This window comes from Streptomyces sp. NPDC046303 (assembly GCF_055588085.1).
The window spans coordinates 145,025-169,020 of record NZ_JBVJFA010000013.1 but is presented as its reverse complement, the minus strand read 5'-3'; the positions used below and the strand labels follow the sequence as shown (position 1 = coordinate 169,020).

General features: G+C 71.9%; 30 protein-coding genes. 21 read left to right on the top strand and 9 right to left on the bottom strand.

What is annotated here, in order from left to right:
• Positions 1-42 precede the first annotated feature (42 nt).
• Entirely contained in the window at positions 43-939 is an 897-nt protein-coding gene (locus ACZ6I1_RS16270) for a phosphatidylinositol-specific phospholipase C (RefSeq protein ID WP_469287653.1), read from the top strand.
• Here the strand turns inward: ACZ6I1_RS16270 and ACZ6I1_RS16265 are convergent.
• The 5 genes from ACZ6I1_RS16265 to ACZ6I1_RS16245 form a co-directional block, all read right to left on the bottom strand.
• The gene (locus ACZ6I1_RS16265; protein WP_469287581.1) at positions 919-2,358 is read right to left on the bottom strand and encodes a sensor histidine kinase; all 1,440 of its coding nucleotides are present in this window, start codon (positions 2,356-2,358) and stop codon (positions 919-921) included. The genes ACZ6I1_RS16270 and ACZ6I1_RS16265 overlap by 21 nt on opposite strands.
• Positions 2,359-2,372: 14 nt before the next feature.
• Positions 2,373-3,107, bottom strand: coding sequence for a response regulator transcription factor (locus tag ACZ6I1_RS16260; protein ID WP_469287579.1), 735 nt, complete (start codon positions 3,105-3,107; stop codon positions 2,373-2,375).
• A 100-nt stretch (positions 3,108-3,207) separates the two neighbouring features.
• Positions 3,208-4,305, bottom strand: a complete 1,098-nt coding sequence (locus ACZ6I1_RS16255; RefSeq protein WP_469287577.1) for a S1C family serine protease — start codon at positions 4,303-4,305, stop codon at positions 3,208-3,210.
• A 299-nt stretch (positions 4,306-4,604) separates the two neighbouring features.
• Positions 4,605-5,627, bottom strand: a complete 1,023-nt coding sequence (locus ACZ6I1_RS16250) for a LacI family DNA-binding transcriptional regulator (protein WP_443300235.1) — start codon at positions 5,625-5,627, stop codon at positions 4,605-4,607.
• Between the two features lie 110 nt (positions 5,628-5,737).
• Entirely contained in the window at positions 5,738-6,514 is a 777-nt protein-coding gene (locus ACZ6I1_RS16245; protein WP_469287575.1) for a response regulator transcription factor, read from the bottom strand.
• A 506-nt stretch (positions 6,515-7,020) separates the two neighbouring features.
• Here ACZ6I1_RS16245 and ACZ6I1_RS16240 point away from each other — a divergent pair.
• The 6 genes from ACZ6I1_RS16240 to ACZ6I1_RS16215 all read left to right on the top strand — a co-directional run bounded on the left by ACZ6I1_RS16240 (position 7,021) and on the right by ACZ6I1_RS16215 (position 11,273).
• Positions 7,021-7,275: a MoaD/ThiS family protein gene (locus ACZ6I1_RS16240; RefSeq protein ID WP_446592331.1), complete on the top strand. Its 255-nt coding sequence runs from the start codon at positions 7,021-7,023 to the stop codon at positions 7,273-7,275.
• A gap of 10 nt (positions 7,276-7,285) precedes the next feature.
• The gene (locus tag ACZ6I1_RS16235; RefSeq protein ID WP_469287573.1) at positions 7,286-8,800 is read left to right on the top strand and encodes a hypothetical protein; all 1,515 of its coding nucleotides are present in this window, start codon (positions 7,286-7,288) and stop codon (positions 8,798-8,800) included.
• Positions 8,801-8,863: 63 nt separating this feature from the next.
• Positions 8,864-9,580, top strand: a complete 717-nt coding sequence (locus ACZ6I1_RS16230) for an LmeA family phospholipid-binding protein (RefSeq protein WP_469287571.1) — start codon at positions 8,864-8,866, stop codon at positions 9,578-9,580.
• Between the two features lie 156 nt (positions 9,581-9,736).
• Complete coding sequence (locus ACZ6I1_RS16225; RefSeq protein ID WP_350875872.1) at positions 9,737-9,826, top strand: Ms5788A family Cys-rich leader peptide; 90 nt, start codon at positions 9,737-9,739, stop codon at positions 9,824-9,826.
• Positions 9,827-10,064: 238 nt separating this feature from the next.
• Complete coding sequence (locus ACZ6I1_RS16220; protein WP_469287569.1) at positions 10,065-10,910, top strand: sulfurtransferase; 846 nt, start codon at positions 10,065-10,067, stop codon at positions 10,908-10,910.
• Between the two features lie 72 nt (positions 10,911-10,982).
• On the top strand, positions 10,983-11,273 hold the full coding sequence (locus ACZ6I1_RS16215; RefSeq protein WP_446592335.1) for a DUF1416 domain-containing protein: 291 nt from the start codon (positions 10,983-10,985) through the stop codon (positions 11,271-11,273).
• A gap of 99 nt (positions 11,274-11,372) precedes the next feature.
• On the opposite strand, the gene ACZ6I1_RS16210 is transcribed toward ACZ6I1_RS16215, so the two are convergent.
• Positions 11,373-12,026, bottom strand: a complete 654-nt coding sequence (locus ACZ6I1_RS16210) for a hypothetical protein (RefSeq protein WP_469287567.1) — start codon at positions 12,024-12,026, stop codon at positions 11,373-11,375.
• Positions 12,027-12,155: 129 nt separating this feature from the next.
• Here ACZ6I1_RS16210 and ACZ6I1_RS16205 point away from each other — a divergent pair, with 129 nt between their 5' ends.
• The 7 genes from ACZ6I1_RS16205 to ygfZ all read left to right on the top strand — a co-directional run bounded on the left by ACZ6I1_RS16205 (position 12,156) and on the right by ygfZ (position 17,487).
• Positions 12,156-12,419: a DUF3099 domain-containing protein gene (locus ACZ6I1_RS16205; RefSeq protein WP_469287565.1), complete on the top strand. Its 264-nt coding sequence runs from the start codon at positions 12,156-12,158 to the stop codon at positions 12,417-12,419.
• 114 nt (positions 12,420-12,533) lie between these two features.
• A complete protein-coding gene (locus ACZ6I1_RS16200) occupies positions 12,534-13,352 on the top strand; it encodes a hypothetical protein (RefSeq protein WP_469287563.1) in 819 nt (272 codons plus the stop codon).
• Positions 13,349-14,188, top strand: a complete 840-nt coding sequence (locus ACZ6I1_RS16195) for a hypothetical protein (RefSeq protein ID WP_469287561.1) — start codon at positions 13,349-13,351, stop codon at positions 14,186-14,188. The genes ACZ6I1_RS16200 and ACZ6I1_RS16195 overlap by 4 nt, the downstream gene beginning before the upstream one ends.
• Complete coding sequence (locus ACZ6I1_RS16190) at positions 14,185-15,099, top strand: hypothetical protein (RefSeq protein ID WP_469287559.1); 915 nt, start codon at positions 14,185-14,187, stop codon at positions 15,097-15,099. Before ACZ6I1_RS16195 ends, ACZ6I1_RS16190 begins: the two co-directional genes overlap by 4 nt.
• A gap of 281 nt (positions 15,100-15,380) precedes the next feature.
• Entirely contained in the window at positions 15,381-15,953 is a 573-nt protein-coding gene (locus tag ACZ6I1_RS16185; protein ID WP_469287557.1) for a heme-binding beta-barrel domain-containing protein, read from the top strand.
• Between the two features lie 70 nt (positions 15,954-16,023).
• Entirely contained in the window at positions 16,024-16,497 is a 474-nt protein-coding gene (locus tag ACZ6I1_RS16180; RefSeq protein WP_469287555.1) for a Fur family transcriptional regulator, read from the top strand.
• 21 nt (positions 16,498-16,518) lie between these two features.
• The gene (gene ygfZ / locus ACZ6I1_RS16175) at positions 16,519-17,487 is read left to right on the top strand and encodes a CAF17-like 4Fe-4S cluster assembly/insertion protein YgfZ (protein WP_469287553.1); all 969 of its coding nucleotides are present in this window, start codon (positions 16,519-16,521) and stop codon (positions 17,485-17,487) included.
• Positions 17,488-17,539: 52 nt separating this feature from the next.
• On the opposite strand, the gene dtd is transcribed toward ygfZ, so the two are convergent.
• Positions 17,540-17,965, bottom strand: coding sequence for a D-aminoacyl-tRNA deacylase (dtd, locus tag ACZ6I1_RS16170; RefSeq protein WP_469287551.1), 426 nt, complete (start codon positions 17,963-17,965; stop codon positions 17,540-17,542).
• A gap of 136 nt (positions 17,966-18,101) precedes the next feature.
• Here dtd and ACZ6I1_RS16165 point away from each other — a divergent pair, with 136 nt between their 5' ends.
• From ACZ6I1_RS16165 to ACZ6I1_RS16155, 3 genes are all read left to right on the top strand, one after another.
• Entirely contained in the window at positions 18,102-18,695 is a 594-nt protein-coding gene (locus ACZ6I1_RS16165) for an RsiG family protein (protein WP_469287549.1), read from the top strand.
• A gap of 73 nt (positions 18,696-18,768) precedes the next feature.
• On the top strand, positions 18,769-20,013 hold the full coding sequence (locus ACZ6I1_RS16160; protein ID WP_469287547.1) for a GNAT family N-acetyltransferase: 1,245 nt from the start codon (positions 18,769-18,771) through the stop codon (positions 20,011-20,013).
• A 37-nt stretch (positions 20,014-20,050) separates the two neighbouring features.
• Positions 20,051-20,821 carry a putative protein N(5)-glutamine methyltransferase gene (locus ACZ6I1_RS16155; protein ID WP_469287545.1) on the top strand — a complete coding sequence of 257 codons (771 nt, stop codon included), beginning with the start codon at positions 20,051-20,053 and terminating at the stop codon, positions 20,819-20,821.
• Between the two features lie 17 nt (positions 20,822-20,838).
• Here the strand turns inward: ACZ6I1_RS16155 and ACZ6I1_RS16150 are convergent, their stop codons facing one another.
• Complete coding sequence (locus ACZ6I1_RS16150) at positions 20,839-21,255, bottom strand: VOC family protein (RefSeq protein WP_469287543.1); 417 nt, start codon at positions 21,253-21,255, stop codon at positions 20,839-20,841.
• A gap of 10 nt (positions 21,256-21,265) precedes the next feature.
• Positions 21,266-21,718, bottom strand: coding sequence for a helix-turn-helix transcriptional regulator (locus tag ACZ6I1_RS16145; RefSeq protein ID WP_469287541.1), 453 nt, complete (start codon positions 21,716-21,718; stop codon positions 21,266-21,268).
• A 62-nt stretch (positions 21,719-21,780) separates the two neighbouring features.
• Here ACZ6I1_RS16145 and ACZ6I1_RS16140 point away from each other — a divergent pair, with 62 nt between their 5' ends.
• The 4 genes from ACZ6I1_RS16140 to ACZ6I1_RS16125 all read left to right on the top strand — a co-directional run bounded on the left by ACZ6I1_RS16140 (position 21,781) and on the right by ACZ6I1_RS16125 (position 23,973).
• Positions 21,781-22,425, top strand: a complete 645-nt coding sequence (locus ACZ6I1_RS16140; RefSeq protein WP_469287539.1) for a hypothetical protein — start codon at positions 21,781-21,783, stop codon at positions 22,423-22,425.
• Positions 22,426-22,447: 22 nt separating this feature from the next.
• Complete coding sequence (locus ACZ6I1_RS16135; RefSeq protein WP_469287537.1) at positions 22,448-22,885, top strand: helix-turn-helix domain-containing protein; 438 nt, start codon at positions 22,448-22,450, stop codon at positions 22,883-22,885.
• A gap of 23 nt (positions 22,886-22,908) precedes the next feature.
• Positions 22,909-23,493, top strand: coding sequence for a hypothetical protein (locus ACZ6I1_RS16130; protein ID WP_469287535.1), 585 nt, complete (start codon positions 22,909-22,911; stop codon positions 23,491-23,493).
• A gap of 141 nt (positions 23,494-23,634) precedes the next feature.
• Positions 23,635-23,973, top strand: a complete 339-nt coding sequence (locus ACZ6I1_RS16125) for a DUF2516 family protein (protein WP_469287533.1) — start codon at positions 23,635-23,637, stop codon at positions 23,971-23,973.
• Positions 23,974-23,996 lie beyond the last annotated feature (23 nt).

Here is a 23,996-nt window from a genome sequence, read left to right as displayed (position 1 = left end):
ATCCGGTCCCACCACTGGGTCGGCAAAGGGGCGGGCATGGGCATGGGCACGGGCGCGGGCACGGGCGCGGGCACGGGACTGGACCGGCGGGCGTTTCTGGTCGGAGCACTGGCTGCGGGCGCCGCCGTCGGGCTGGGAACACCACCCGCCGCAGCCTCGGCACTCGGCACCCAGGACTGGATGGCGGGCCTCGGCGACTCGACGCCCCTCCAGCGGATGACCATCCCCGGCACCCACGACTCCGGCGCCCGCCACGGCGGGCTCTACGTCGCCTGCCAGAACACCTCGATCACCGAACAACTCGACTCCGGCATCCGCTTCCTCGATGTCCGCTGCCGGGTGACGGGCGGCTCGTTCGCCATCCACCACGGGTCCTTCTACCAGAACCTGATGTTCGGCGACGTGCTCGCCGCCTGCTGGAACTTCCTCGCCGCGCGCCCCTCCGAGACCGTCCTGATGCGGCTCAAGCAGGAGTACTCCACCGACAGCGACGCCACCTTCCGCGCCGTCTTCGACGACTACCTGGACCACCGGGGCTGGCGCCCGCTGTTCCGCATCGCCGACACCCTGCCCACCCTCGGCCAGGCCCGCGGCAAGGTGGTCCTGCTCGCCGACAACGGCGGACTGCCCGGCCTGCGCTACGGCGACGGCACCGTCTTCGACATCCAGGACGACTGGAACGCCGAGCCCTTCGCCAAGCGCGGCAAGATCGAGAACCACTTCCGCAAAGCCGTCCAGCAGCCCGGCAAGCTCTTCGTGAACTACACCAGCACCTCGGCGTACATGCCGCCGCGCTGGAACTCCGACCGTCTCAACCCGCAGGTGCACGCCTTCGTCGACGGCGCCGAGATGGCCGGCCGGACCGGGCTCGGGATCGTCCCGATGGACTTCCCCCACACCCGCTCCGGTCTCGTCCCCTCACTGATCCGGCACAACTGAGGGCCCCGGCGGCGGCGGGGACGGGGCTCCCGGGATGCGGAGCACCGCCTCCGTGCCCCGGCCGCCGTCGGACGCCGCCCGCAGCTCGGCGCTCCCGCCCGCGCGTGCCACCGTACGGGCCACAATCGACAGGCCCAGGCCGCTGCCGGGCAGGGCGCGGGCCGAGGGGGAGCGCCAGAACCGCTCGAAGACGTGCGGCAGGTCATCGTCGGGGATGCCCGGCCCGTGGTCCCGTACGCGCAGCTCACCGGCCCGCAGCGTCACCTCCACCGCGCCGCCCGGCGGGCTGAACTTCACCGCGTTGTCCAGGACGTTGACCACCGCCCGCTCCAGCGCGGCCGCCTCACCCCGTACGTACCAGGGCGCCAGGGAGGAGCTGAAGTGCAGCTCCGGACCGCGCAGCCGGGCCCGGGACAGCGCGGCCCCGGCGATCTCGTGCAGGGCCACCACCTGGAGCGGGCCGGGGGAGACGGCGTCGGGACGCGACAGCTCCTGGAGGTCGCCGATCAGCGCGGCGAGCTCCGTCATCTGCGCCTTGACCGAGGCCAGCAGATCCTTGCGGTCCTCGGGCGGGATGGCCCGGCCGGTGTCCTCGCTGCGGGCCAGCAGCTCGATGTTCGTGCGCAGCGAGGTCAGCGGGGTGCGCAGCTCGTGCCCGGCGTCGGCGATCAGCTGGGCCTGCCGCTCCTGGGAGGAGGCGAGGGCGGCCGTCATGGAGTTGAAGGACCGTGACAGGCGGGCGATCTCGTCGTCGCCCTCGTCGGGGATGCGGACGGTCAGGTCCTCGGTCCGGGCGATGTGCTCGACGGCGCCGGTCAGTTCGTCGACCGGCCGCAGCCCCGTACGGGCCACCCACAGGCCGGCCGCGCCCGCGCCGACGACCCCGATGCCGCAGACCAGGAGCAGCACCCAGGCCAGGGTCGACAGCGGCTTGTCGATGTCGGCGAGCGGTTTGGCCACCGTCAGCGCGGCGGCCCGCCCGTCCAGCAGGGCGGGCTGGGTGTAGACCCGCACCGCGACCCCCTCGGAGGTGGTCGCGTCGTAGAGGGCGGCCCCGCGCCGCCGCTGGGCGACCTCCAGGTCGGTGCCGCTGACGCGCAGGGTGCTGCGGCCGTCGACCCAGCAGTGACCGCCGTCCGGCAGGACGATCTGCACCTGGGCGCTGAGGTTGTTGGCGGGCCGCTCCGGCAGGGCGTTGCCGGACACCGACACGCAGCCGATCGACCGGAACACCTGGTTGGCCTGCGCCTCCGCGTTGGTGGCGCGCAGCGAGCTGTCCAACTGGTCGCGCAGCTGGGTGCGCACCATCACCCAGGACACCGCCGCCACGGCGGCCACCGCGAGCGCCACCGCCACCGTGACCAGCAGCGCGAGGCGCGAGCGCAGGGGCAGGGCGCGGAATCTGGCGGTCGGGCTCACTCGGTTCACTCGGCTCACTCGGGACCGCTTTCGCCGGCGCGCAGTACGTAGCCCACCCCGCGCACGGTGTGGACGAGGCGGGGCTCGCCGCCCGCCTCCGTCTTGCGGCGCAGGTACATCACGTACACGTCCAGGGAGTTGGAGCTGGGCTCGAAGTCGAAGCCCCAGACGGTCTTGAGGATCTGCTCGCGGGTCAGGACCTGGCGGGGGTGCGCCAGGAACATCTCCAGCAGCGTGAACTCGGTACGGGTCAGCTCCACCGGGCGCCCGGCCCGCGTGACCTCGCGGGTGGCCAGGTCCATGCGCAGGTCGCCGAAGGCCAGCGCGTCCTCGACGCGCTCCTCGCCCGCCTGCGGGGCGGCGTAGGAGCTGCGGCGCAGCAGGGCGCGGACACGGGCGAACAGCTCGTCGAGCTCGAACGGCTTGACGAGGTAGTCGTCGGCTCCCGCGTCGAGGCCGGTGACGCGGTCGCCGACGGTATCGCGGGCGGTGAGCATCAGGATCGGGGTGACACTGCCCGCGGCGCGCAGCCGGCGGGCGGCCGTCAGGCCGTCCATCCGGGGCATCTGGATGTCGAGGACGAGCAGGTCGGGGGCGTACGAGGCGGCCTTGTCGAGGGCGTCGATCCCGTCGACGGCGGTCTGGACGGCGTACCCCTCGAAGGCGAGGCTGCGGCGCAGGGCCTCGCGGACGGCCGGCTCGTCGTCGACGACGAGGATGCGGTGCTGGTCGCCTTCGGTGGCATGCACGGGAGGGTCCCCCAGGGTGGTGTGCGGTGCGGGCGGGTGTCTCCCAGCCTCGCACGACGGGCCGGTACGACGGGCCGGTACGACGGGCCGGTACGACGGGCTAGTACGAGGTGCCGAAGCCGTTGGCGCCGCTGCCGCTGCCGCTGCCGCTGCCGCTGCCGTCGGCGGAGCCCGCGCCTCCGGGGCCGCCCTTGCGGAGGGAGTCCAGGTCGGCCTTGATGGTGTTGACGGGGATGGCGAAGCCGAGGCCGACGCTGCCGGCGGCGCCCCCGCTGTTGGGGGAGTAGATCGCCGAGGGCATGCCGACGACCTCGCCGTTCATGGTGAAGAGGGCGCCGCCCGAATTGCCCGGGTTGAGGGAGGCGTCCGTCTGGATGGCCTTGTACGAGGCCGTGTCCGAGCCGGTGTTCCCGTTGAACTGCTGACCGCCGTACGAGAACGGCCAGCCGCCGCTGTCCTGCCGCGGGGACTGCTGCTGCTCCGGCTTCGCGACGTTCACCTCGCGGTCGAGTGCGGAGACGATCCCGCTGGTGACCGTGCCGGTGAGGCGGTCGGGGGAGCCGATGGCGACGACCTGCTCGCCGACCTTCAGCCTGTCGGAGTCACCGAGCGTGGCGGCCCTGAGCCCCTTCGCCCCCTGGAGCTTGATCAGGGCCAGGTCCTTGTCGGGGTCGGTGCCGACGATCTGGGCGGTGTACTTCGTGCCGTCGCTCATCGTCACCTGGATTGCGGAGGCGCCGCTGACGACGTGGTTGTTGGTGACGATCTCGCCGTCGGCGGTGATGACGATGCCGGAGCCGGTGCCCTGGCCGGAGCCGGTACGGGTGTCGATGCGGACCACGGAGGGGCTGTTCTGCTCGGCCACGCCGGAGACCGTGCCGGTGCTGGACTGGGAGACGCTGGTGCCGTTGACACTGCCGGTGCCGGTGGTGCCGGGCGCGCCCATCAGCTGCTGGACGGCGGCTGCGGTACCGCCGCCGACGACCGCCGCGGCCAGGGCCACGGCGGCGATCAGCGCGACGGGCTTCTTCGCGCGGTGGCGTGCGGGGGCCGGGACGGTCTCCCCGCGGAGGACGGGAGGCTGGTGCGCCTCGTGCCAGCCCGGCGGGTACGAGGGCGGCGGCGGGTAGGCCGCCCCGGCCGGGGTCGGGCGGTGCTCTTGCGGGTACTCGCCTTCGCGGCGGGAGCTCTCGGTCATGGCCATGACTCTGTCCGCGGATCATGAGAGCTTCCTGAGCCTGACCTGAGAAGCCCGACAGAACCGCGTATGCCCGATATAAGGCCCAGCCCGGCCCTGTCTCCGGGGCTCCGCCCCGTACCCCGCGCCTCAAACGCCGGTGAGGCTGGATTTGCCTGGGCCGGGGCACTGTTCAGCCCCGCCGGCGTTTGAGGCGCGGGGTCTGGGGCGGAGCCCCAGGGAGCCGGGCCGCGGGCAAGGGCGGAGCCCAGTCCCATGGGCCGGGGCGGAGCCCGGGAGACCCCGCCGACCGCCGGAGGCTAGCGGCAGCCGCAGGAGCGGCGGATGACCAGGGCCGACGGGAACTGCTTCAGGCGTTCGCGGCGGGAGCCGGCCACACGCAGGCCGTCGTCCAGGACGAGATCCACCGCCGCGCGGGCCATCGCCGGGCGGTCCGAGGCGATCGTGGTCAGCGGCGGATCCGTGAGCGCCGCCTCCTTGACGTCGTCGAAGCCCGCCACGGCCAGTTCTCCGGGCACGTCGATACGGAGCTCCCGCGCCGCCCGGAGCACACCGATGGCCTGGTCGTCCGTGGCGCAGAAGATCGCCGGCGGCCGGTCCGGGCCGGACAGGACCTCGAGGGCCACCCGGTACGCGTCGTACCGGTTGTACGGGGCCTCGAAGAGCCGGCCCTCCACCGAACGGCCGGACTCCAGCATCGCCCGGCGCCAGCCCTCGACGTGGTCGGCCACCGGGTCGCCGACCGACGGGGTGTTCTCGACCCCGCCGATGCAGGCGACGTACGCGTGGCCGTGTTCCAGCAGGTGCCGGGTCGCCATCTGGGCGCCGCCGATGTCGTCCGTGATGACGGCGACGTCGTCGATCGCCTCCGGCCGCTCGTGCAGCAGTACGACCCGCGCGTCCCAGGCCTCGATCTCGGACGCCGCGCGTTCGCTCATGCCCTGGCTGACCAGGATCAGGCCAGAGACCCGCATCCCGAGGAAGGCCCGCAGGTAGTGGACCTCGCGCTCGTCGCGGTAGTCGGAGTTCCCGACGAGCACCATCTTTCCGCGCTCGGCCGCGGCCTGTTCGACCGCGTGCGCCATCTCCGCGAAGAACGGCTGCCGGGCGTCGGGGACGATCATGCCTATGAGGTCGGTGCGCCGCGAGGCCATCGCCTGCGCGACCCGGTCCGGGCGGTAGCCCAGCTCCTTGATCGCGGCGAGTACACGCTCGCGCGTGGCCGGGGCAACCGGCCGGGGTCCGTTGTTGATGACGTAGCTCACGACGGCGGTAGAGGTACCCGCAAGTCGCGCCACGTCATCCCGCGTCACCTTGGCCACGCGCGGAAGTCTACGCGGGGTGACCTGCCTCTGGGCAGGGCGTCCTGCGGAGTGGATGCTCACAGGGTGTTCGGCCGACCGGGTGACGGCCCCCGGCCCGCCCGAAACCCTCAGGAAGTGGCCTGTGCTCCGGCCTGTGCACCCGTCTGTGCCGCGGCCTGGGCCGCCACCTTCGCCGCCGCCTGGGCCGCGGCCTCGGCGGCCGCCCGCTCGACCTTCTCGGGGGTGACGAAGCGGTAGCCGACGTTGCGGACCGTGCCGATCAGCGACTCGTGCTCGGGGCCGAGCTTCGCGCGCAGCCGCCGTACGTGCACGTCGACCGTCCGGGTGCCGCCGAAGTAGTCGTAGCCCCACACCTCCTGGAGCAGCTGCGCCCGCGTGAAGACCCGGCCCGGGTGCTGCGCGAGGTACTTGAGCAGCTCGAACTCCTTGAAGGTGAGGTCCAGGACCCGGCCCTTCAGCTTCGCCGAGTACGTCGCCTCGTCCACCGACAGGTCGCCGTTGCGGATCTCCATGGGGGAGTCGTCCGAGCCCAGCTGCTGGCGGCCGGTGGCCAGCCGCAGCCGTGCCTCGACCTCGGCGGGGCCGGCGGTGTCCAGGAGCACGTCGTCGATGCCCCAGTCGGCGGTGACGGCCGCGAGGCCGCCCTCGGTCACGACCAGGATCAGCGGGCAGCCCGGACCGGTGGAGCGGAGCAGCTGGCACAGCGACCGCACCTGGGGCAGGTCGCGGCGGCCGTCCACCAGGATGACGTCGGCGCCCGGGGTGTCCACCAGGGCCGGGCCCTCGGCGGGCGCCACCCGGACGTTGTGCAGCAGCAGACCGAGGGCGGGCAGTACCTCGGTGGACGGCTGCAGGGCGTTGGTCAGCAGCAGGAGAGAGCTCATGCCAGACCACCTGCCCGGGTCGGGCGGTTCTGCACGGATCGCTGGTCCATCACGTCGGTTCCTCCTCGGTCCCGTCGAGGACGTGCGCGGTACTGCTTCGTACGGTGACTCGGGTGACTCTGCTGGTCTCCATACGGGCCCCGCGCCCTGAGGCCCGGATGGATACCACTGTTCTCGGGTCGTTCAACGTGCTGAAAGCACAAAAGGACCCGGGGGCAACGTTGCCCGGATCCTCTCGCCAGCAGAATAGCCCACCGGTGCTTTCCGGGCCGAGGTCTCGCGGCGTCCTCTTCTGTGGTTCCTGCCACGCCCCTGACCTGAGGGCTTCTTCCGGCGGCAGCGGGGGGAGCTGGGGGATTATGCCCCGGTTTCACCGGATAGCGGCCCGCCGGGCGCCACCGCCGGTCCCCGGGGCGCACCCGGGGGCGCGCGGAGGCACGGCGGTGCGGGCGCGCGGAGGGGTCATCATGGAGGCCGACGGTAGAGAGCCGACGATAGGAGCTGCAGTGGCAAACGGAACCATCCGCTACTGGGCGGCGGCCAAGGCCGCGGCCGAGACGGCGGAGGAGCCGTACTCGGCGCGCACCCTGGCCGAGGCGCTCGACGCCGTGCGGGAACGCCACCCCGGGGAACTGACCCGGGTCCTGCTGCGCTGCTCCTTCCTGGTGAATGACGAGCCTGTGGGCAAGCGCCCGCACGATTCCGTCCTGCTGAGCGAGGGGGGCACCGTCGAGGTGCTCCCGCCGTTCGCGGGCGGGTGAGCGGGAGCCGATGAGCACGCCTGAGGAACAGCAGCGGTACGAGCAGCAGCAGTACGAACAGCAGCAGTACGAACTGCAGCAGCAGCACCTTCAGCAGCAGCACCGGCAGCAGCAGTACCAGGAGCAGGACCCGTACGGGACGCAGACCTGGCAGTCCGACACCTGGGACACCGGGTACCAGCCGGTGCATCCGCCGCTGGGCGGGGTGCCGGGGCAGCCGGCCGCGCCGGAGGGCTGGTTCCGCGACGAGGCCCCGGCCGCCGGGCCGGCCGCGCCGGTCGCGCCGGAGGGCTGGTTCCGGGACGAGGTTCCGGCGCCGGCTCCGGCCCAGGACTGGTCGGCCCAGGCCCAGGCCCAGGCTCAGGCGCACTCCCCGGCCCCGGCGGCCGAGCAGACCGCGTACCTGCCGCCGTACCCCGGTGCCGGCGCCGGTGCGGGCCCCGCGCAGCAGCCGGCCGTGCCCGAGGGCTGGTTCCGCGACGAGGCCCCGGCCGCCGTCCCCGCCCCCGCGCCCGCCCCGGACTGGGCCGAGACCACCGCCTACCTGCCGCCCCAGGCCGCGGAGCCCGCGGCCGAGCAGACGGCGTACCTGCCGCCCGTCGCCGCGGAGCCCGCGGCCGAGCAGACGGCGTACCTGCCGCCAGTGGCGCCCCTGGCGGCCGAGGCGCCCGTACCTCCCGCACCTCCCGTACTGCCCGCGCCGCCGGGAGCCGCCGGCGAGGCGCCGGAGTACTCCCCGCCCACCCTCGGCGGCAACACCCTGCGCGCCGTGGACCCGGCCAAGGCCCGCGCGGAGGGCCTGTCGCCGATCATCGACCCCGGACCGCAGCCGGCCATACTGACCGCCGTCCTCGGCGTGCTGCTGGCCGTCGCCGCTGCCATCGGCCCGTACGCCCTGCTCCTGCCGCTGATCGCCCTCCAGGGGCTCACCGCGGCCGGCTGGTTCCGCCTCAACGGTATGTGGCCCGCCCGGCAGGGCATCGCCGTGGCCTTCGCCGGAGCCCTCGTCGCCGACGCGGCGGTCCTCGCGGTGGACGAGGCGTACGGCCCCGGCGCGATCATCGGCACCCTCGGAGCCTGGGTGCTGCTCACCCTCGTCCTCCAGCTGCGCAGTCACGCCGATCCCGACGAGCGGATGTACGGCCTGATGGCCTCGGTGGCCTCCGCCGCCCTCGCGATCGCCTGCGCCGGCCACCTGGCCGCGGACACCGCTGCCGTCACCGTCGGCGCGGCCGCCGTCGCGGTCGCCGTGTTCGCCCGCGCGCTGCCGCTGCCGCCCGCGCCCTCGGTCGGCGTCTCGCTGGCCGCGGCCGCCGGTGCGGGCATCGCAATCGGCCCGCTGGCCGGAACCGGGGTGGGCGGCGGGGCGCTGCTCGGCCTCACGGCCGGGGTGTGCGCGCTGATCGGGCTGCGCGTGGCGGCATACGACTACCCGTCGAAGTTCGTCCACATGACGGCCGGTGTCGCCCTGCCGCTCGCGGCCGCCGCGCCCGCCGTGTACCTGATCGGCCGGGTGGTGAGCTGATCCCTGCCCGACACGGGGCATGGTCCACTAGAACGCACGTACCGACTAGGAGGGGGAGGGCACGTGCGTTTGCTGCGCGCCGTCGTGATCATCGGGGTGGTTCTGGGCGCCCTGTTCGTGGGGGTCGACCGGTGGACGGTGAGCTACGCCGAGAACCGGCTGGCCGACCGGATCCAGGCCCGGCAGGGACTGGCCGGCACCTCCGAGGTGGAGATCTCCGGGTTCCCGTTCCTGACCCAGGCGCTCAGCCATGATCTGGACCGGGTCGACCTCCGGCTCCGGGGCGTCGAAGTGGCCGCGGACGGCCGCAAGACGCGGCTCTCCGAGCTCGACGCCACCTTCCGCGGCGTGAAGCTGAACGGGGATTACAGCGGCGGCACCGCGGAGCGGGCCGAGGGTACCGGCCTCATCACGTACGCGGACCTCACCGCGGCATCGCAGACCGGCGCGACCCTCTCCTACGGCGGGGCGCCGGGCAAGGTCCGGGTGACCGCGGCGGTGAACGTCTTCGGCAAGACGCTGGAGCGCAGCGTCGTGTCGACCATCACCCTCGAGGACGCGAAGGACGGCAAGGGCGGCAAGATCGTCCGGGTGCGCGCCGACGAGGTGCCGGGCGAGGGCATCCCCGGCGTCGAGAAGCTGGTCCGCAACAAGACCGACTTCGACCGCAACCTCGAAGGCGGACTGCCCGCCGGGCTGCACCTCTCCGCCCTGACCTCGGACGAGGCCGGTGTGCACCTGACGCTGGGCGGCACGGACGTGGTGCTGGCCGGATCGTGAGACGGCAGGGTCCGATCCGCAGAAGGACGGGCCCCCGAGAGGGCTCCGGAGGGCGGCGCGGCGGCCGCCCGGAGAGCATCGATCCCAGTATTCGGACGATCCTGTCTCGGAATATGACACACCGGTGACAGGGCGGCCGTTTCGTCCCTACGATCCATGGCTATGAAGCATCAGCAGGCGGACCTCACGAAGCGGCGGGCAGTAGACCTGTGTCGCGTCGCCGCCATGCTCTGTCGATCCATGTGACGTGTGAGCGCATCCGCTCCACCAGCGCCGGACGACGGCCCTTCCCGCGTGACCGCACCTGCCTCCTGATCCCCTGACGCCATCCTCGCGCCGGACCGGATCCGCGAGCGCACCCGGACGTACGCACGCCCGCACCGCCGCAAACCGGCCGGTGCGCAGCACAGCCAGCACCTTCAGCACCTCAGCACCGCCAGCACCTCAGCACAGCCCCGCCGCACACTGCCCCGGAGGAGACACCATGAGCCGCAGCGACGTCCTCGTAGACGCCGACTGGGTCGAGGCCCACCTGAACGACGCCAACGTCGTCATCGTCGAGGTGGACGAGGACACGTCCGCCTACGACAAGAACCACATCACCAACGCCATCCGGATCGACTGGAAGTCCGACCTCCAGGACCCGGTCCGCCGCGACTTCGTGGACCAGGAGGGCTTCGAGAAGCTCCTCTCCGCCAAGGGCATCTCCAACGACGACACCGTCGTCCTCTACGGCGGCAACAACAACTGGTTCGCGTCCTACGCCTACTGGTACTTCAAGCTCTACGGCCACCAGGACGTCAAGCTCCTCGACGGCGGCCGCAAGAAGTGGGAGCTCGACTCCCGCGACCTGGTCGACGGCAAGGACGTCCCGAACCGCCCGGCCACCCAGTACAAGGCCAAGCCGCAGGACACCTCGATCCGCGCCTTCCGCGACGACGTCGTGGCCGCGATCGGCTCCCTGAACCTGGTCGACGTGCGCTCGCCCGACGAGTTCTCCGGCAAGCTGCTCGCCCCGGCGCACCTCCCGCAGGAGCAGTCGCAGCGCCCCGGCCACGTGCCGAGCGCCCGCAACATCCCGTGGTCGAAGAACGCCAACGACGACGGCACCTTCAAGTCCGACGAGGAGCTGACCGCCCTCTACCAGGAGGAGCAGGTCGACCTGGCGAAGGACACCATCGCCTACTGCCGCATCGGTGAGCGCTCCGCGCTCACGTGGTTCGTGCTGCACGAGCTCCTGGGCCAGGAGAACGTCAAGAACTACGACGGGTCGTGGACCGAGTACGGCTCGCTGGTCGGCGTGCCGATCGAGCTCGGCCCCAACAAGTAACCCTGCCGGGCACGCAGGGCCTCGTAGGCCGCCCGTAGGAACCAGAACTTCTCTCTAGGACAGGACAGAGACATGTGTGGAGCACAGATCGGCGGGCCCGACCTCGCGACGCTCAAGCCCGGTGAGACCGCGATCCAGGGTCAGATCACGAAGGGCGGCGAGCCGGTGTCCGGCTACGTCCGCCTGCTGGACTCGACCGGCGAGTTCACCGCCGAGGTCCCGACCTCGGCGACCGGCCAGTTCCGCTTCTACGCGGCCACCGGCTCCTGGACGCTGCGCGCGCTCGTCCCGGGCGGCACGGCGGACCGCAAGGTCGTGGTCGCCGAGGCCGGCGGCGTGACGGACGTGGCGATCGCGGTCTGATCACCGCACATGTGATCGCCTGACAGACCGGCCGAAGGGCCGCACCCCCGGGGGTTGGACGCCACTGGAACGGGGTGCGGCCCTTCGCGCCGTCTGCTGTCAGGGCGCGTTGATCCCGAGGTTCTGGTGGGTGGTGTTGGTCGCCTCGGGGCTGTGCAGGTTGTTGTTCGTGCTGATGTTGTTGAAGAGCGTGAGGACCCCGTTGAGGTTGACGGGGAGGATAGAGCCTCCGCCGTTGCCGTTGCCGTTGCCGTTGGGGCAGGTATCGCCGGTGATGCGGGTGGGGTCGCTCGCCGAGGTCAGGATTCCTTCCTCGGGCTCGCTGATGGTGACCGTGTTGGTGACGATGCCGCAGGGAGCGTCAGGCGCGACATCCAAGGTGATGTCGAACTGGATGGAGCTATTGGCGGGGAAGGTCATGTCGCAGACGAGGACTGTCGGATTGTCGAGGATCCCTGGACAGTCAATGGTGACGCCGTTGGTGACATCGACGTTGTTGATCGATGCGAAGGTGAGTCCCTGCGGATACTGGTCCGTGGCGCGCACTGTGCCGGTGGTCGCGTCCCCGGTGTTGGCGAACCTGAAGTGGTAGGTCCCCTGCCCGCCGCGAACGAAATCCCCCACATGCGTCTTTGTGACACTGAGCTGCGGCTGGGCGTATGCCGGGGTGGCCCCGGTGAGCGGCAGGGCGATGCTCAGTGCGAGGACGGCCCCCAGGGCTGACATCCGGCGCCTCAGCGTGTGCATGAACATAGTCGGTTTCTCCGGTCGAGTGGCTTCTCGCCAGGGACTCCTGGCAGTACGGCAACGCACTGCGCACGGCGTCATCACGGGGCGCGTGGCCACTTCACCCGTTTGCTGTTACGTCCTTACGCTGGAGGCATGTACGCGAGGCGCCGACGCGTGTACCTCCTCCTCATGGGCGGATGCCTTTTCCTCTTCGTCTCCGCCTGGTCCTTCGTGCGCCTGTGGTCGGTCGAGGCCGCCGTGGCGCTGTGCCTCGTCGCCATGGTCATCCCGCCGGTCGCCGCGGTGATCGCGAACCGGCGCGGCCCGGACGACCGCTGGTGGGACGACCCCTCGGGAGACCCGAAGTCCGACGAGTGGTGGGACGAACTGGACGGAAAACGGCGTCCCGAGGACTGAAACCCGGCGAGATAAGAATGTAATAAGCATTCATACAACTGCTCCCCTCCGGTGCGGGTCATGGGTACGCGCGGGTAATCAGCCCGCGCCTCCAGTCCTGTGGGGGGACTCCCTTTGGAACACGAACAGACCATCCCTGAGCAGCGGAAAGAGGAGGAGACCAGCCCGGAATCGGACACGCCGGACCTGGCCGTCGAGCCCTCCGAGGCTGCTCCCGCCCCGCGCCGCCGCCGCGGCCGCACCACCCTCCTGATCGCGGGCGCGGCCGTCCTCGGCGTCCTCGCCGGCACGATCACCGGCTACGCGGTCCAGTACCACCGCGAACCGACCCCGCTGCCGCCGCTGGCCCAGCAGAAGCTGGCCATGCCGATGCCCGTCGCGCCGAACGAGGCGACCAGCCGTCGCTCCATCAACGCCAACCGGTGGGACAAGGCGGAGGAGGACCTCGCCAAGAAGCTGCTGGAGGCCCCGGGCGGCGCGAAGGACGGCTACTCCGGTTACGAGTCGGTGGGCACGTTCGCGGCGGACTACTACGAGTCCCCCGACCGCGGCTTCGACGCCATCGCCCAGGACGTGCGACGGATCGCCACGGCGGGCTGGCAGCAGGGCGAGCACGACTTCATCGAGATCCGGCTGCTCCAGTTCCAGGACCAGCACTCGGCCCAGGAATACCAGGAGGGGCAGTCTTCGTACCAGGCCGAGGAGAAGCGCGCGGGCAACGACGGCTTCGCGCTGCCCGGCGTACCGGACGGCTACGGCCGCGCCTGGATCTACAAGCCGCAGACGAAGGCGGGGTACCACCCGCTGCGCCAAGCCCGGGCCATCGTGCGGCGCGGGGACATCGTCATGGACGTCGAGCTCACGAACAACCGGGGTGACGTCACCCAGGGCGAGATCACCGATCTGGCCAAGCGACAGATGGAGCGGCTGTGACCGAGCAGCAGAACGACCCCGTGACCGGTCCGGCACTGGAGAAGGACGCACCGGTCTCCGCGCGCCCGCCGCGCAGGGTGAACCGCAGGACGGTGGCCCTCGTCGCGGGCGGGCTCTGCCTGGCCGTCCTCGCGGGCGCCGGGTTCTGGGCCGCCGGCAGGATCGACCAGGCCGACCGGACCTCCCCGACGCGCTACTGGGTACCGGAAGGCCCCCGGCCGACCGCCTCGGCGACCCCGGTGCCGACCGTGCCGCCCAACGAGCTCACGGGCAAGCTGCTGCCGGTCCCCGCGAGCTACGAGCTGGGTCCCGACCTGGACGACGAGGGCAACGACTTCTACGTGTCGGGCGAGCGCGCGGTCCAGGCCGTGAAGGACTCCCGTACGGGGCTGTCCGCCGCCGAGCGCGCTGAGCGGGACAAGGCCGTGGCCGAGCTGAAGCTCAAGGGCGTGGCCGGCCGCAGCTACACCCTCTCTTACGCCGGCCCGGTCATCGAGATCGAGCTCATGCAGGCGGACCCGCAGGCACTCGTCAAGTTCGCGGACCTCAACAAGAAGCTCCTCGACGTCCTCGTGGCGCTGGGCGAGAAGAAGAACCAGGCGCCCGCCGTCGAAGGGTTCCCGCAGGCCAAGTGCGTGCTGCTGGACATCGTCGAGGAACGGTCCGGCGCGTCGAAGCCCGAGACGATCGAATCCCTCGACTGTGTGGCCGCCGAGGGCGACGTGCTGGTGAGCTTCCGTTCGTACGGTCCCCGGCCCCGGTTCGATGTGAAGACCGCCGTCGATCTGTTCACGAAGCAGCTGAACCACCTGAAGTCCCCCGGGGAGTCCGTGTGACCGAGCAGAACACCACCGACGCCGCACCCGATGCGGGGCGGGACCTCATGGCCGAGCCCGCCCCCGCGCCGGAACTCGTGGCCGAGCCGGCCCCCGAGCCGGTGCCGGCCGCGCCGAAGGACCGCCGGAAGCTCTTCGCCGCGCTGCGGTGGACCGCCGCCGTCCTCGTTTTCGCCGCCGTCGGCGCCGGCACCGCGTACGGAGTCGTCCAGCCGGAGCGGACCAAGATCCCCGGGCTGTCCACGCTGCCCGACGGCCGCTGGACCTACCCGGAGCTGGCCAAGCCCGAGCTGCCGGCCGGAGCCCCGCTGCCCGGCGCCACGGACAACCCGGACGGCACGCACTACGCCGCCCTGAGCGGCCTGCTGCTCCCCGCCCCCGAGGGGTCCCGGCCCGACGGCGTCGTCAAGGCCGACAAGGACGGGAAGGTGGAGCCGGACGCCTTCCTGGAGGAGTACGCCCCCGACGACCGGCCGAAGCTCAAGGAGGGTTTCGAGTACGAGGGGCTGCGTCAGATCACCGGCCGGTCCTGGACCATGCCCGACGGCACGCGGACCCGCGTCTACCTGCTGCGCTTCCACTCCTCCAGCTTCGTCGACACCTTCCGCGGCTGCGGCATCAACACCCGGCTGACCGGCGCCGACTCGCTTTCGGTCGACTTGTCGTGGAGCAAGGTCAAGACGGAGCAGTTCAGCACCGCCGGCAGCTCCGGCTTCGCCGGGTCGGGCACCCTCAGCTCCAGCGATTTCAGCCTCTACGAGGAGGCCAAGCCCTTCGGGGACGAGCAGGTCCGCTTCGGCTGCCTGCAGATGGGTGACGTCCAGGGAGTGATCGTCCAGTCCCGCAAGGGCGGGCTGCCGATCATCCCCTTCCACCAGACGGTGATCCTCCAGAGCCAGCTGCTCGGCTGAGGGCCGGTTCCGCCGACCTCACAGAGTGGGCCGGTCCCCGGGCCAGTAGGCTTGGGGTCCGGCCCTACCCTCCCCGGACTCCGTCCGTGGGGACCCAAACGAATCCTCCGAGGAGCACCCCGTGCTTGAGGCAGTCTTCACCTCCCTGCTGGTCCTGGTCTGCGTCGGCGTCATGGCCTTCACCGTCCTGGCCGTCAAGAAGCTGTACCAGGGTCAGCGCTGAGCGTCCGCCCCGCCGACCGCCCCGGAACCCCTCCCACAGATCGCCTGAGCAGCCATCCATGATCCAGATCCCGTCCGACCTGAACCCCGGCCTCGTCCCTCTCGCCTTCCTCCTCGGCAACTGGGAGGGGGCGGGAGTCTTCGACTTCCCGGGCGAGGAGAAGTGCAACTTCGGCCAGGAGGTCGCGTTCAGCCACGACGGCCGGGACTTCCTGCACTACACCTCCCACACCTGGGTCCTCGACGCCGAGGGCAACAAGGTGCGGCCGCTGGAGTCCGAGTCGGGTTACTGGCGCATCGACAAGGACCGCAAGGTCGAGATCGTCATGGTCCGCGACCAGGGCGTCGTCGAGGTCTGGTACGGCGAGCTCGCCGACCAGAAGCCCCAGATCGACCTGGCCACCGACGCCGTCGCGCGCACCGCGGCCTCCGGCCCGTACAGCGGCGGCAAGCGGCTCTACGGCTACGTGAAGAGCGACCTGATGTGGGTCGGTGAGAAGGCCACTCCGGAGGTGGAGCTGCGCCCGTACATGTCGGCCCAGCTCAAGAAGGTCGTCACCCCCGAAGAGGTCGCCGAGATGGCGCGCAACCTCCCGGACATGCCGGACGACGGCATCGCCTTCTTCCGCTGACACCAGGCAGACGGGAAGGGGACCGCGGGCAGCCCTGCGGTCCCCTTCCCGCGCTTACACTGGCCGGGTGGTGAGCACCGAGAGGGCCGAGGGCGACGCCGGGCGCGCCGAAGGCGTCGACTGGAAGACCGACCTGCGCCAGCGCGGATACCGCCTGACACCGCAGCGCCAGCTCGTGCTGGAGGCAGTCGACGCCCTGGAGCACGCCAGCCCGGACGAGATCCTCGCCGAAGTCCGCAAGACCGCCTCCGGCGTCAACATCTCCACCGTCTACCGCACGCTGGAGCTGCTGGAGGAGCTGAAGCTCGTCTCGCACGCCCACCTCGGGCACGGCGCGCCCACGTACCACCTCGCCGACCGGCACCACCACATCCACCTGGTCTGCCGCGACTGCAACGACGTCATCGAGGCCGATGTGGACATCGCCTCCGAGTTCACCGCCAAGCTCCGCGACACCTTCGGTTTCGAGACCGACATGAAGCACTTCGCGATCTTCGGCCTGTGCAAGAAGTGCGCCGCCACACACCGTGCCGGGCGCGCGTAGCCGAGTCGTACGCTTGGTCCCATGACCAGCAGCCCCTTGCTCCATCTCCCCGGCGCCGTGCAGGCCGAAGGCCCCGACGAGGGCGTCGCCGCCCACTACGGCGAGCTGTACGGCGAACAGCGCGCCCTCGCGGACGGCCGCGGCTTCGTCGACCTCTCGCACCGCGGGGTCGTCACCGTGACCGGACCGGAACGGCTGAGCTGGCTGCACCTGCTGCTCACCCAGCACGTCACCGAGCTGCCGGCCGGGCAGGCCACCGAGGCGCTGATCCTCTCCGCCAACGGCCACATCGAGCACGCCCTGTACCTCGTCGACGACGGCGAGACCACGTGGGCGCACGTGGAGCCGGGCACCCAGGGCGAGCTGATCGCCTACCTGGAGTCCATGAAGTTCTTCTACCGCGTCGAAGTCGCCGACCGCACCGAGGAGTTCGCGGTCGTGCACCTGCCGGCCGGCTCCATCGCCGAGGTCGCCGAGGAGTACGTCGTACGGGAGACCCCGCACGGCCGCGACGTCTTCCTGCCGCGCACCGGACTGGAGGCCTTCGCCGCCACCCACGGCCCCGCCGCCGGCCTGCTGGCCTACGAGGCCCTGCGCGTCGAGGCGCACCGGCCGCGGCTCGGCCTGGAGACCGACCACCGCACCATCCCGCACGAGCTCGGCTGGATCGGCACCGCCGTGCACCTGCAGAAGGGCTGCTACCGCGGCCAGGAGACGGTGGCCCGCGTCCACAACCTGGGGAAGCCGCCGCGCCGGCTGGTCTTCCTGCACCTGGACGGCTCCGAGGTGGTCCTCCCGGCGCACGGCGCGCCCGTCCGGCTCGCCGCCGACGGGGAGGAGGGCCGGCAGCTGGGCTTCGTGACCACGGCCGTCCGCCACCACGAGCTGGGCCCGATCGCGCTCGCGCTGGTCAAGCGGAACGTCCCGGTGGACGCGCCGCTGCTGGTCGGCAAGACGGCCGCCGCGCAGGAGGTCGTCGTAGCGCCGTGACGCGCGGCCACGGTGTCCGGACGGTCCGGACAGTCCAGGCCGTCCGGACGGTCTAGACGTCGATGACGATGGTGAACGGCCCGTGGTTGGTCAGCGAGACCCGCATGTCCGCCCCGAAGCGGCCCGTCTCCACCGTCGCACCCAGCGCCCGCAGCTGCGCCACGACCTCGTCGACCAGCGGCTCGGCCACCGGTCCGGGCGCGGCCGCGTTCCAGGTGGGGCGGCGGCCCTTGCGGGCGTCTCCGTAGAGCGTGAACTGGGAGATCACCAGCAGCGGGGCGTTCACGTCGCTGCAGGACTTCTCCGCCTCCAGGATCCGCACCGACCACAGCTTGCGGGCCAGCACCGCCGCCTTCTCCGGAGTGTCGTCGTGGGTCACCCCGACCAGCACGCACAGCCCCTCGCCGACGATCTCGCCCACGGTCTCGCCGTCCACGACGACGCTCGCGCCGTCCACCCTCTGCACCACAGCTCGCATACCACCTGTGTACCAGGCGTGCACCCGTCCGGGGCCGATCGGGTGGAGTGGGACTGCATCGGGGCCACGGAGAGTGGCACCATGCACGCAGGCGGTGCGGGTGCGCCGCACCGGTCGAGGGGACGGACTCGTTCGTATGAATACTTCTGGTACCTCCGTACCTGCATCACCCGCTGCCACGTCGTCTCTGCCCGCCGTCGCTGCCGCGGTACGACCGCCCGCGCAGCGCACCTCCGACAGCGCGGCCCCGGCCGGTGCGCCGACCAGCGCCCTCGGACTGCCGGAACTGCGCACGCTGCGCCGTGACGCGCAGCGCGACGAGGCCGACCTGAGCTACGTACGCCGCCTGCTGCAGGGCCGCATCGACATCCTGCGGGCCGAGCTGGCCCGGCGCACCGACCCCGAGGCGCCGGTGGTGGACCGGCTGTCCGAGATCCTCGCCGACGCGCCCTCCAGCCGCAGCGCCTCCGCCCGGCACGTCACGCTCGGCACCCCGCACAGCGAGGAGTACCGGCTGCTGGCGGCCGAGATGCTGGCCGACGTGGAGCTCTCGGACCTGGCCGCGCGCACGGACGGCGAACTCTACGAAGGGATGGGCAAGCTGGTCCGCTACGAGCAGCAGGTCTCGCGGCGCCGCCAGCAGCTCCAGCGCACCGTGGACGAGTGCAGCGCGGAGATCACCCGCCGGTACCGGGAGGGCGAGGCGCAGGTGGACGACCTGCTGGCCTGAGCCGCACCCCGGGCCGCGGGGCCGCCGGAAAACCGGGCGACGCGTGGCGGACGGGCGATTAGCGTGGCCTGTCATGAGTGCTGATGTGCGGCCGATCGCCGCGTCCGAACTCGCCGAGTGGATGCAGACCATGAGGGCGGGGTTCCTGACCCCGGCCCGGGTGACGGAGTCCGACGTCGCCCAGCGCGCCAAGTGCACCGACCTCGCCCGGACCCAGGGAGCCTTCGACGCCGGGACCGGCCGCTGCGTGGCGACCTTCCGCTCCTTCGACCAGCGGCTGACCGTCCCGGGCGGGGCTGCCGTCGCGGCCAGCGCCGTCTCGAACGTCACCGTGCTGCCCACGCACCGCCGCCAGGGCCTGCTGACCCGGATGATGGCCGCGGAACTCGCCGCCGCCCGCGCCCGCGGGGACGTGCTGTCCACCCTGATCTCCGCCGAATACCCGATCTACGGGCGGTACGGGTACGGGCCCGCCGCCTCGATCTCGGAATGGGAGATCGACGTACCGCGCACCGGACTCGACCGGCGCTGGTCGGGGCCCGCGGACGGCGGCCGGATCGAGCTCGTGGACGCGGCCGCGGTCCGGGAGGCGGGGCCGCGGCTGCACGAGCGGCTGCGCGCGATGACGCCCGGGGCGGTGAACCGGGACGAGCGCTGGTGGAGCCTGGCGACCGGCCTGGAGGAGATGTCGCACAGCCCGTACCGGGAGAAGTTCCACGCCGTGTACCGGACGGCGGCGGGCGAGGTGGCCGGGCTGGCCGTCTACACCGCCGACGACCACTGGACGGATGCGAAGGTTCCGCTGAACACCGTTCAGGTCAAGGACCTGATCGCGGTCACGCCGGACGCGGAGCGGGCGCTGTGGCACTTCCTGTGCTCCATCGACTGGGTGCTGAAGGTCCGCACCGGCGGCCGGGCCCCCGACGACCTCGTCACGCAGCTCCTGCCCGACCCGCGGTCCGCCCGGCCGCTGACCTCGGCGGACTTCCTGTGGGTGCGGCTGCTGGACGTCGTACGGGCGCTGCGCGCGCGGACGTACGCCGTACCGGGAGTGCTCGTACTCGAGGTCGCGGACGCGGCGGGGCTCGCGGACGGCCGCTACCGGCTCGACGCGGGGACCGGCGCGTGCGAGCGCACCGGAGACCCGGCGGACCTGCGGCTGGACGTGTCCGCGCTGGGCTCCCTGTACCTCGGCGACGAATCCGCGGTGCGGCTGGGTGCGCTGGGGCGGGTGGCCGAGCTGCGGCCGGGCGCGCTGGCGCTGGCCGACGCGGTGTTCCGTACGGCGCGCCGGCCGTGGTGCCCGGACGTCTTCTGACGTGCACACTTGCACCGGTGTGCAAGAGAACCGAGGAATGAGCCATTTGACGAACCTGGTGGAACAACTGCGCGCGGCGGGCTGCGTCTTCGCGGAGGAGGAGGCGGACCTGCTGCGCGCCGCCGCGCGGGACGAGGGCCACCTGGCGCAGCTGCTGGCCCGCCGGGCCGGCGGCGAACCGCTGGAACACGTGGTGGGCTGGGCGGAGTTCTGCGGGCTGCGCGTGGACGTGGGCGCGGGGGCCTTCGTACCGCGCAGGCGCAGCGAGTTCCTGGTGGCGCAGGCGGTGGCGCTGGCCCGGCCCGCCGCGGTGGTGCTGGACCTGTGCTGCGGGGTCGGCGCCCTGGGCGCGGCGGTCGCGGCGCGGGTGCCGGGCGGGGTGGAACTGCACGCGGCGGACGTCGACCCGGCGGCGCTCGCGTACGCGCGGCGCAACGTGGCCCCGTACGGCGGCACCGTGTGGGAGGGCGACCTGTACGCCCCGCTCCCGGCGTCGCTGCGGGGGCGGGTGGACGTGCTGGTGGTCAACGCCCCGTACGTGCCGACGGAGGAGATCGGCTTCATGCCCTCCGAGGCCCGGGACCACGAGCCGCTGGTGTCCCTGGACGGCGGCACGGACGGCCTGGACGTCCACCGCCGGGTGGCGGCGGAGGCCCGGGCCTGGCTCGCCCCGGGCGGGCACCTGCTGATCGAGACGAGCGAGCGCCAGTGCCCGTCGACCGCGTCGGCCCTGGCCGCGGCGGGCCTGGAGACCCGGGTGGCCACCTCGGAGGAGCTGTACGCGACGGTGGTGATCGCCGCGCGCTGAGCTCGGCCCCGCCGGGCTTACCGCTTGCGGGGCTGGTTGAAGCGGAGCATGTTGCCGGAGGGGTCGCGGAAGGCGCAGTCGCGGACGCCGTAGGGCTGGTCGACCGGCTCCTGGAGGACTTCGCCGCCCGCCGCCCGGATCCGTTCGAAGGTGGCGTCCACGTCGTCCGTCGAGAAGATCACGCCGCGCAGCTGGCCCTTGGCCAGCAGTTCGGCCATCGCCTGCCGGTCGGCGGGGGAGGCGTTGGGATCGGCGAGCGGCGGCTCGAGGACGATCTCCACGTCCGGCTGCGACGGGGAGCCGACGGTCACCCAGCGCATCCCCTCGAAGCCGACGTCGTTGCGCACCTCCAGCCCGAGGGCGTCGCGGTAGAAGGCGAGGGCCTTGTCGTGGTCGTCGACGGCGAGGAAGCAGGTCGAAAGCTTGATGTCCATGCCCTCGACGCTACGAGACGGCAGCGGAACCCGCTTCTCCGATGCTGACCGACGGCCCGTCCTTCCCCGCCCTGTTCCTGACCGGTCGGGTGAGCACCTTGGCGACGCACGCCGGGATGGGGGCGCCCGCCTCGTGGGGGCGGGCCCGGTAGGCGCTCGGGGTCTCACCGACCAGCTCGGTGAAGCGCGAGCTGAACGACCCGAGCGAGGTGCAGCCGACCGCGAAGCAGACGTCGGTCACGCTCATGTCGCCGCGCCGCAGCAGCGCCTTCGCCCGCTCGACGCGGCGGGTCATCAGGTAGGAGTACGGGGTTTCGCCGTAGGCGGCGCGGAAGCTGCGCGAAAAGTGCCCGGACGACATGAGGGCGACCTTGGCCAGCGCCGGGACGTCGAGCGGCAGCGCGTAGTCGCGGTCCATCACGTCCCGGGCGCGGCGCAGCCGTACCAGGTCCTCCAAGGTCACCACACCAGCATGGCACGGTGCTCTGACAGCCGCCCCGTGCCCGACACCCCCGAGGAGACGAGTTGATCACGGAGTACCAGCAGAAGCTGCGCGAGCGCTACATCGCCGCCCCCGTCATGCCGGCCCCGCGGCCGTGGCAGCGGGTGCCGGACCACAGGATCCCCATCGGCGGTCTGCTCGGCGTGGGCTTCGCCGTCCATCCCGGCAGCGGGCACGACCTCGTCATGGTCGTGTCCGGCGCGGGCCACGGACTCTTCGACGCCGTCACCGGCGAGCGGGTCGCCCGTAACCGCGACCCGGACCCGGACACCAGCACGCCGGACGCGTCCCCGGAGCTCACCTGCCCCGGCCTCGGCCCCATCGAGGGCACGCCGGTGCGCATCGCGGGGCTCTTCGGCGGCGGCCTGCACAGCACCACTCCGGACGGCTGGACCCTGGATGTCGTCAGCCCCGAGTGGCCCCACGACCGGGTCATCCTCTCGGCGGACGGCGGATCCCGCAAAGGCCCGGCGGGAGAAACGTGGTGGCACATCTTCCACTCCGAGTACTCAGAACTCCGCGCAGCCGGTTTCTCTCCCTCCGGGCTGACCCTGGCGGTCGCCACCAGCAGCGACCTCACCCTCTGGACCCGCCCCGGGCTCCGCTTCGACGAGGGAGCCGAAGGTCATCGGTGGGAGATGTTGCAAGCAGGCGCTTGCAATAGTTAGCAGAGTGGGGCAGGATCGGGGCATGGCATCGCTCAACGTCGGAAACCTCGGCGAGTACCTCCGTGAGCAGCGTCGGCAGGCCCAGCTTTCGCTGCGGCAGCTGGCCGAGGCGGCGGGGGTGTCGAATCCGTACCTGAGCCAGATCGAGCGCGGGCTGCGCAAGCCGAGCGCGGACATCCTCCAGCAGCTGGCCAAGGCGCTGCGGATCTCCGCGGAGACGCTGTACGTGCAGGCCGGAATCCTGGATGAGCGGGACCGGGACGAGGTGGAGACGCGGGCCGTCATCCTCGCCGACCCGTCCATCAACGAGCGGCAGAAGCAGGTGCTGCTCCAGATCTACGAGTCGTTCCGCAAGGAGAACGCGCTCGATGCGCCCGACGTGCCCGATGCAGCCGGTGGACCGGACGTAACCGGTGCACCCGACGCGCCCGCCGGCGAGAAGCCGTCGTCAACGAACTGAACTTGATCCGGGAGGACCAGCACATGGCCATCGCCGATGACCTGAAGAAGACCCTCACCGACCCGACCCCCCTCTACTTCGCCGCCGGCACCGCCGACCTGGCCGTTCAGCAGGCCAAGAAGGTGCCGGGGATCATCGAGCAGCTGCGTGCCGAAGCCCCGGCGCGCATCGAGGCCGTGAAGAACACCGACCCCAAGGTCGTGCAGGAGAAGGCCGCTGCGGCGGCCAAGGAGGCGCAGGAGGCGGTCACCGCCAAGGTCGCCGAGGTGCTCGGCGCGATCGACCCGAAGAAGCTCGGGGAGACCGCGCAGGACCTGGCGCTGCGCGGCGTCGGCGTGGCCGCGGAGTACGCGGTCCGCGCCAAGGAGACGTACGACAAGGTCGCCGAGCACGGCGAGCAGGCCGTCCGGGCGTGGCGGGGCGAGGTCTCCGAGGAGATCGTCGAGATCGCCGTGGCCGTCGAGCCGAAGCCCGAGGCCGAGCCGGCCGCCGCCGAGCCGGCCGCCGCCGAGGCGTCCGACTCCGGGGAGAAGCCCGCGGCGAAGAAGACCACCGCGCGCAAGAGCACGGCCAAGAAGGCCCCCGCCACGGTGGGCGACGAAGGCTGAAGCGCATGAGCGCGGGCGGGCCGGGCACCTTGAGGGTGTCCGGCCCGTTGTCATTCGTGAGAGCGGCGGTGCCGGTAGCGTGGAAGCGGGCGGCAACTCGTCAGCCGTGCGGGGCAAGAGCGTGAGAAGGCGGTCGAAGCGATGTTGATGGACGAGTTCAATCAAGGCGTGCTCCCGATGCTGGGGCTCGCCATGCTGGTGCTCGCCGTCGTGGCCTTCGTGTTCGCGCTGCTCGCGCGCGAGGACGCGTACCGGGCGGCCGACAAGCAGACCAAGACGTTCTGGCTGGTCATCCTCGGGATTACCGTCCTCGTGGACTTCTTCCTCGGGATGCTGTTCCTGCAGATCGCCGGGCTGGTCGCCACCATCGTGTTCTTCGTCGACGTGCGCCCCGCGCTCAAGCAGGTCTCGGGCGGCGGGCGGCGCAGGGGCGGCAGCAGCAGCGACGGGCCGTACGGCCCGTACAACGGCGGACGCTAGCCGGGCGCAGCAGGTGGTAGGTG

Bases quoted from the DNA above. Each gene is read 5' to 3' on its own strand.
- ACZ6I1_RS16270 (WP_469287653.1), top strand. From the start codon at position 43: ATGGGCACGGGCGCGGGCACGGGCGCGGGCACGGGACTGGACCGGCGG.
- ACZ6I1_RS16255 (WP_469287577.1), bottom strand. From the start codon at position 4,305: ATGACCGAGAGCTCCCGCCGCGAAGGCGAGTACCCGCAAGAGCACCGC.
- ACZ6I1_RS16245 (WP_469287575.1), bottom strand. From the start codon at position 6,514: ATGAGCTCTCTCCTGCTGCTGACCAACGCCCTGCAGCCGTCCACCGAG.
- ACZ6I1_RS16235 (WP_469287573.1), top strand. From the start codon at position 7,286: ATGAGCACGCCTGAGGAACAGCAGCGGTACGAGCAGCAGCAGTACGAA.
- ACZ6I1_RS16225 (WP_350875872.1), top strand. From the start codon at position 9,737: ATGGCTATGAAGCATCAGCAGGCGGACCTCACGAAGCGGCGGGCAGTA.
- ACZ6I1_RS16220 (WP_469287569.1), top strand. From the start codon at position 10,065: ATGAGCCGCAGCGACGTCCTCGTAGACGCCGACTGGGTCGAGGCCCAC.
- ACZ6I1_RS16215 (WP_446592335.1), top strand. From the start codon at position 10,983: ATGTGTGGAGCACAGATCGGCGGGCCCGACCTCGCGACGCTCAAGCCC.
- ACZ6I1_RS16210 (WP_469287567.1), bottom strand. From the start codon at position 12,026: ATGTTCATGCACACGCTGAGGCGCCGGATGTCAGCCCTGGGGGCCGTC.
- ACZ6I1_RS16205 (WP_469287565.1), top strand. From the start codon at position 12,156: ATGTACGCGAGGCGCCGACGCGTGTACCTCCTCCTCATGGGCGGATGC.
- ACZ6I1_RS16185 (WP_469287557.1), top strand. From the start codon at position 15,381: ATGATCCAGATCCCGTCCGACCTGAACCCCGGCCTCGTCCCTCTCGCC.
- ygfZ (WP_469287553.1), top strand. From the start codon at position 16,519: ATGACCAGCAGCCCCTTGCTCCATCTCCCCGGCGCCGTGCAGGCCGAA.
- dtd (WP_469287551.1), bottom strand. From the start codon at position 17,965: ATGCGAGCTGTGGTGCAGAGGGTGGACGGCGCGAGCGTCGTCGTGGAC.
- ACZ6I1_RS16165 (WP_469287549.1), top strand. From the start codon at position 18,102: ATGAATACTTCTGGTACCTCCGTACCTGCATCACCCGCTGCCACGTCG.
- ACZ6I1_RS16160 (WP_469287547.1), top strand. From the start codon at position 18,769: ATGAGTGCTGATGTGCGGCCGATCGCCGCGTCCGAACTCGCCGAGTGG.
- ACZ6I1_RS16155 (WP_469287545.1), top strand. From the start codon at position 20,051: ATGAGCCATTTGACGAACCTGGTGGAACAACTGCGCGCGGCGGGCTGC.
- ACZ6I1_RS16150 (WP_469287543.1), bottom strand. From the start codon at position 21,255: ATGGACATCAAGCTTTCGACCTGCTTCCTCGCCGTCGACGACCACGAC.
- ACZ6I1_RS16135 (WP_469287537.1), top strand. From the start codon at position 22,448: ATGGCATCGCTCAACGTCGGAAACCTCGGCGAGTACCTCCGTGAGCAG.
- ACZ6I1_RS16130 (WP_469287535.1), top strand. From the start codon at position 22,909: ATGGCCATCGCCGATGACCTGAAGAAGACCCTCACCGACCCGACCCCC.
- ACZ6I1_RS16125 (WP_469287533.1), top strand. From the start codon at position 23,635: ATGTTGATGGACGAGTTCAATCAAGGCGTGCTCCCGATGCTGGGGCTC.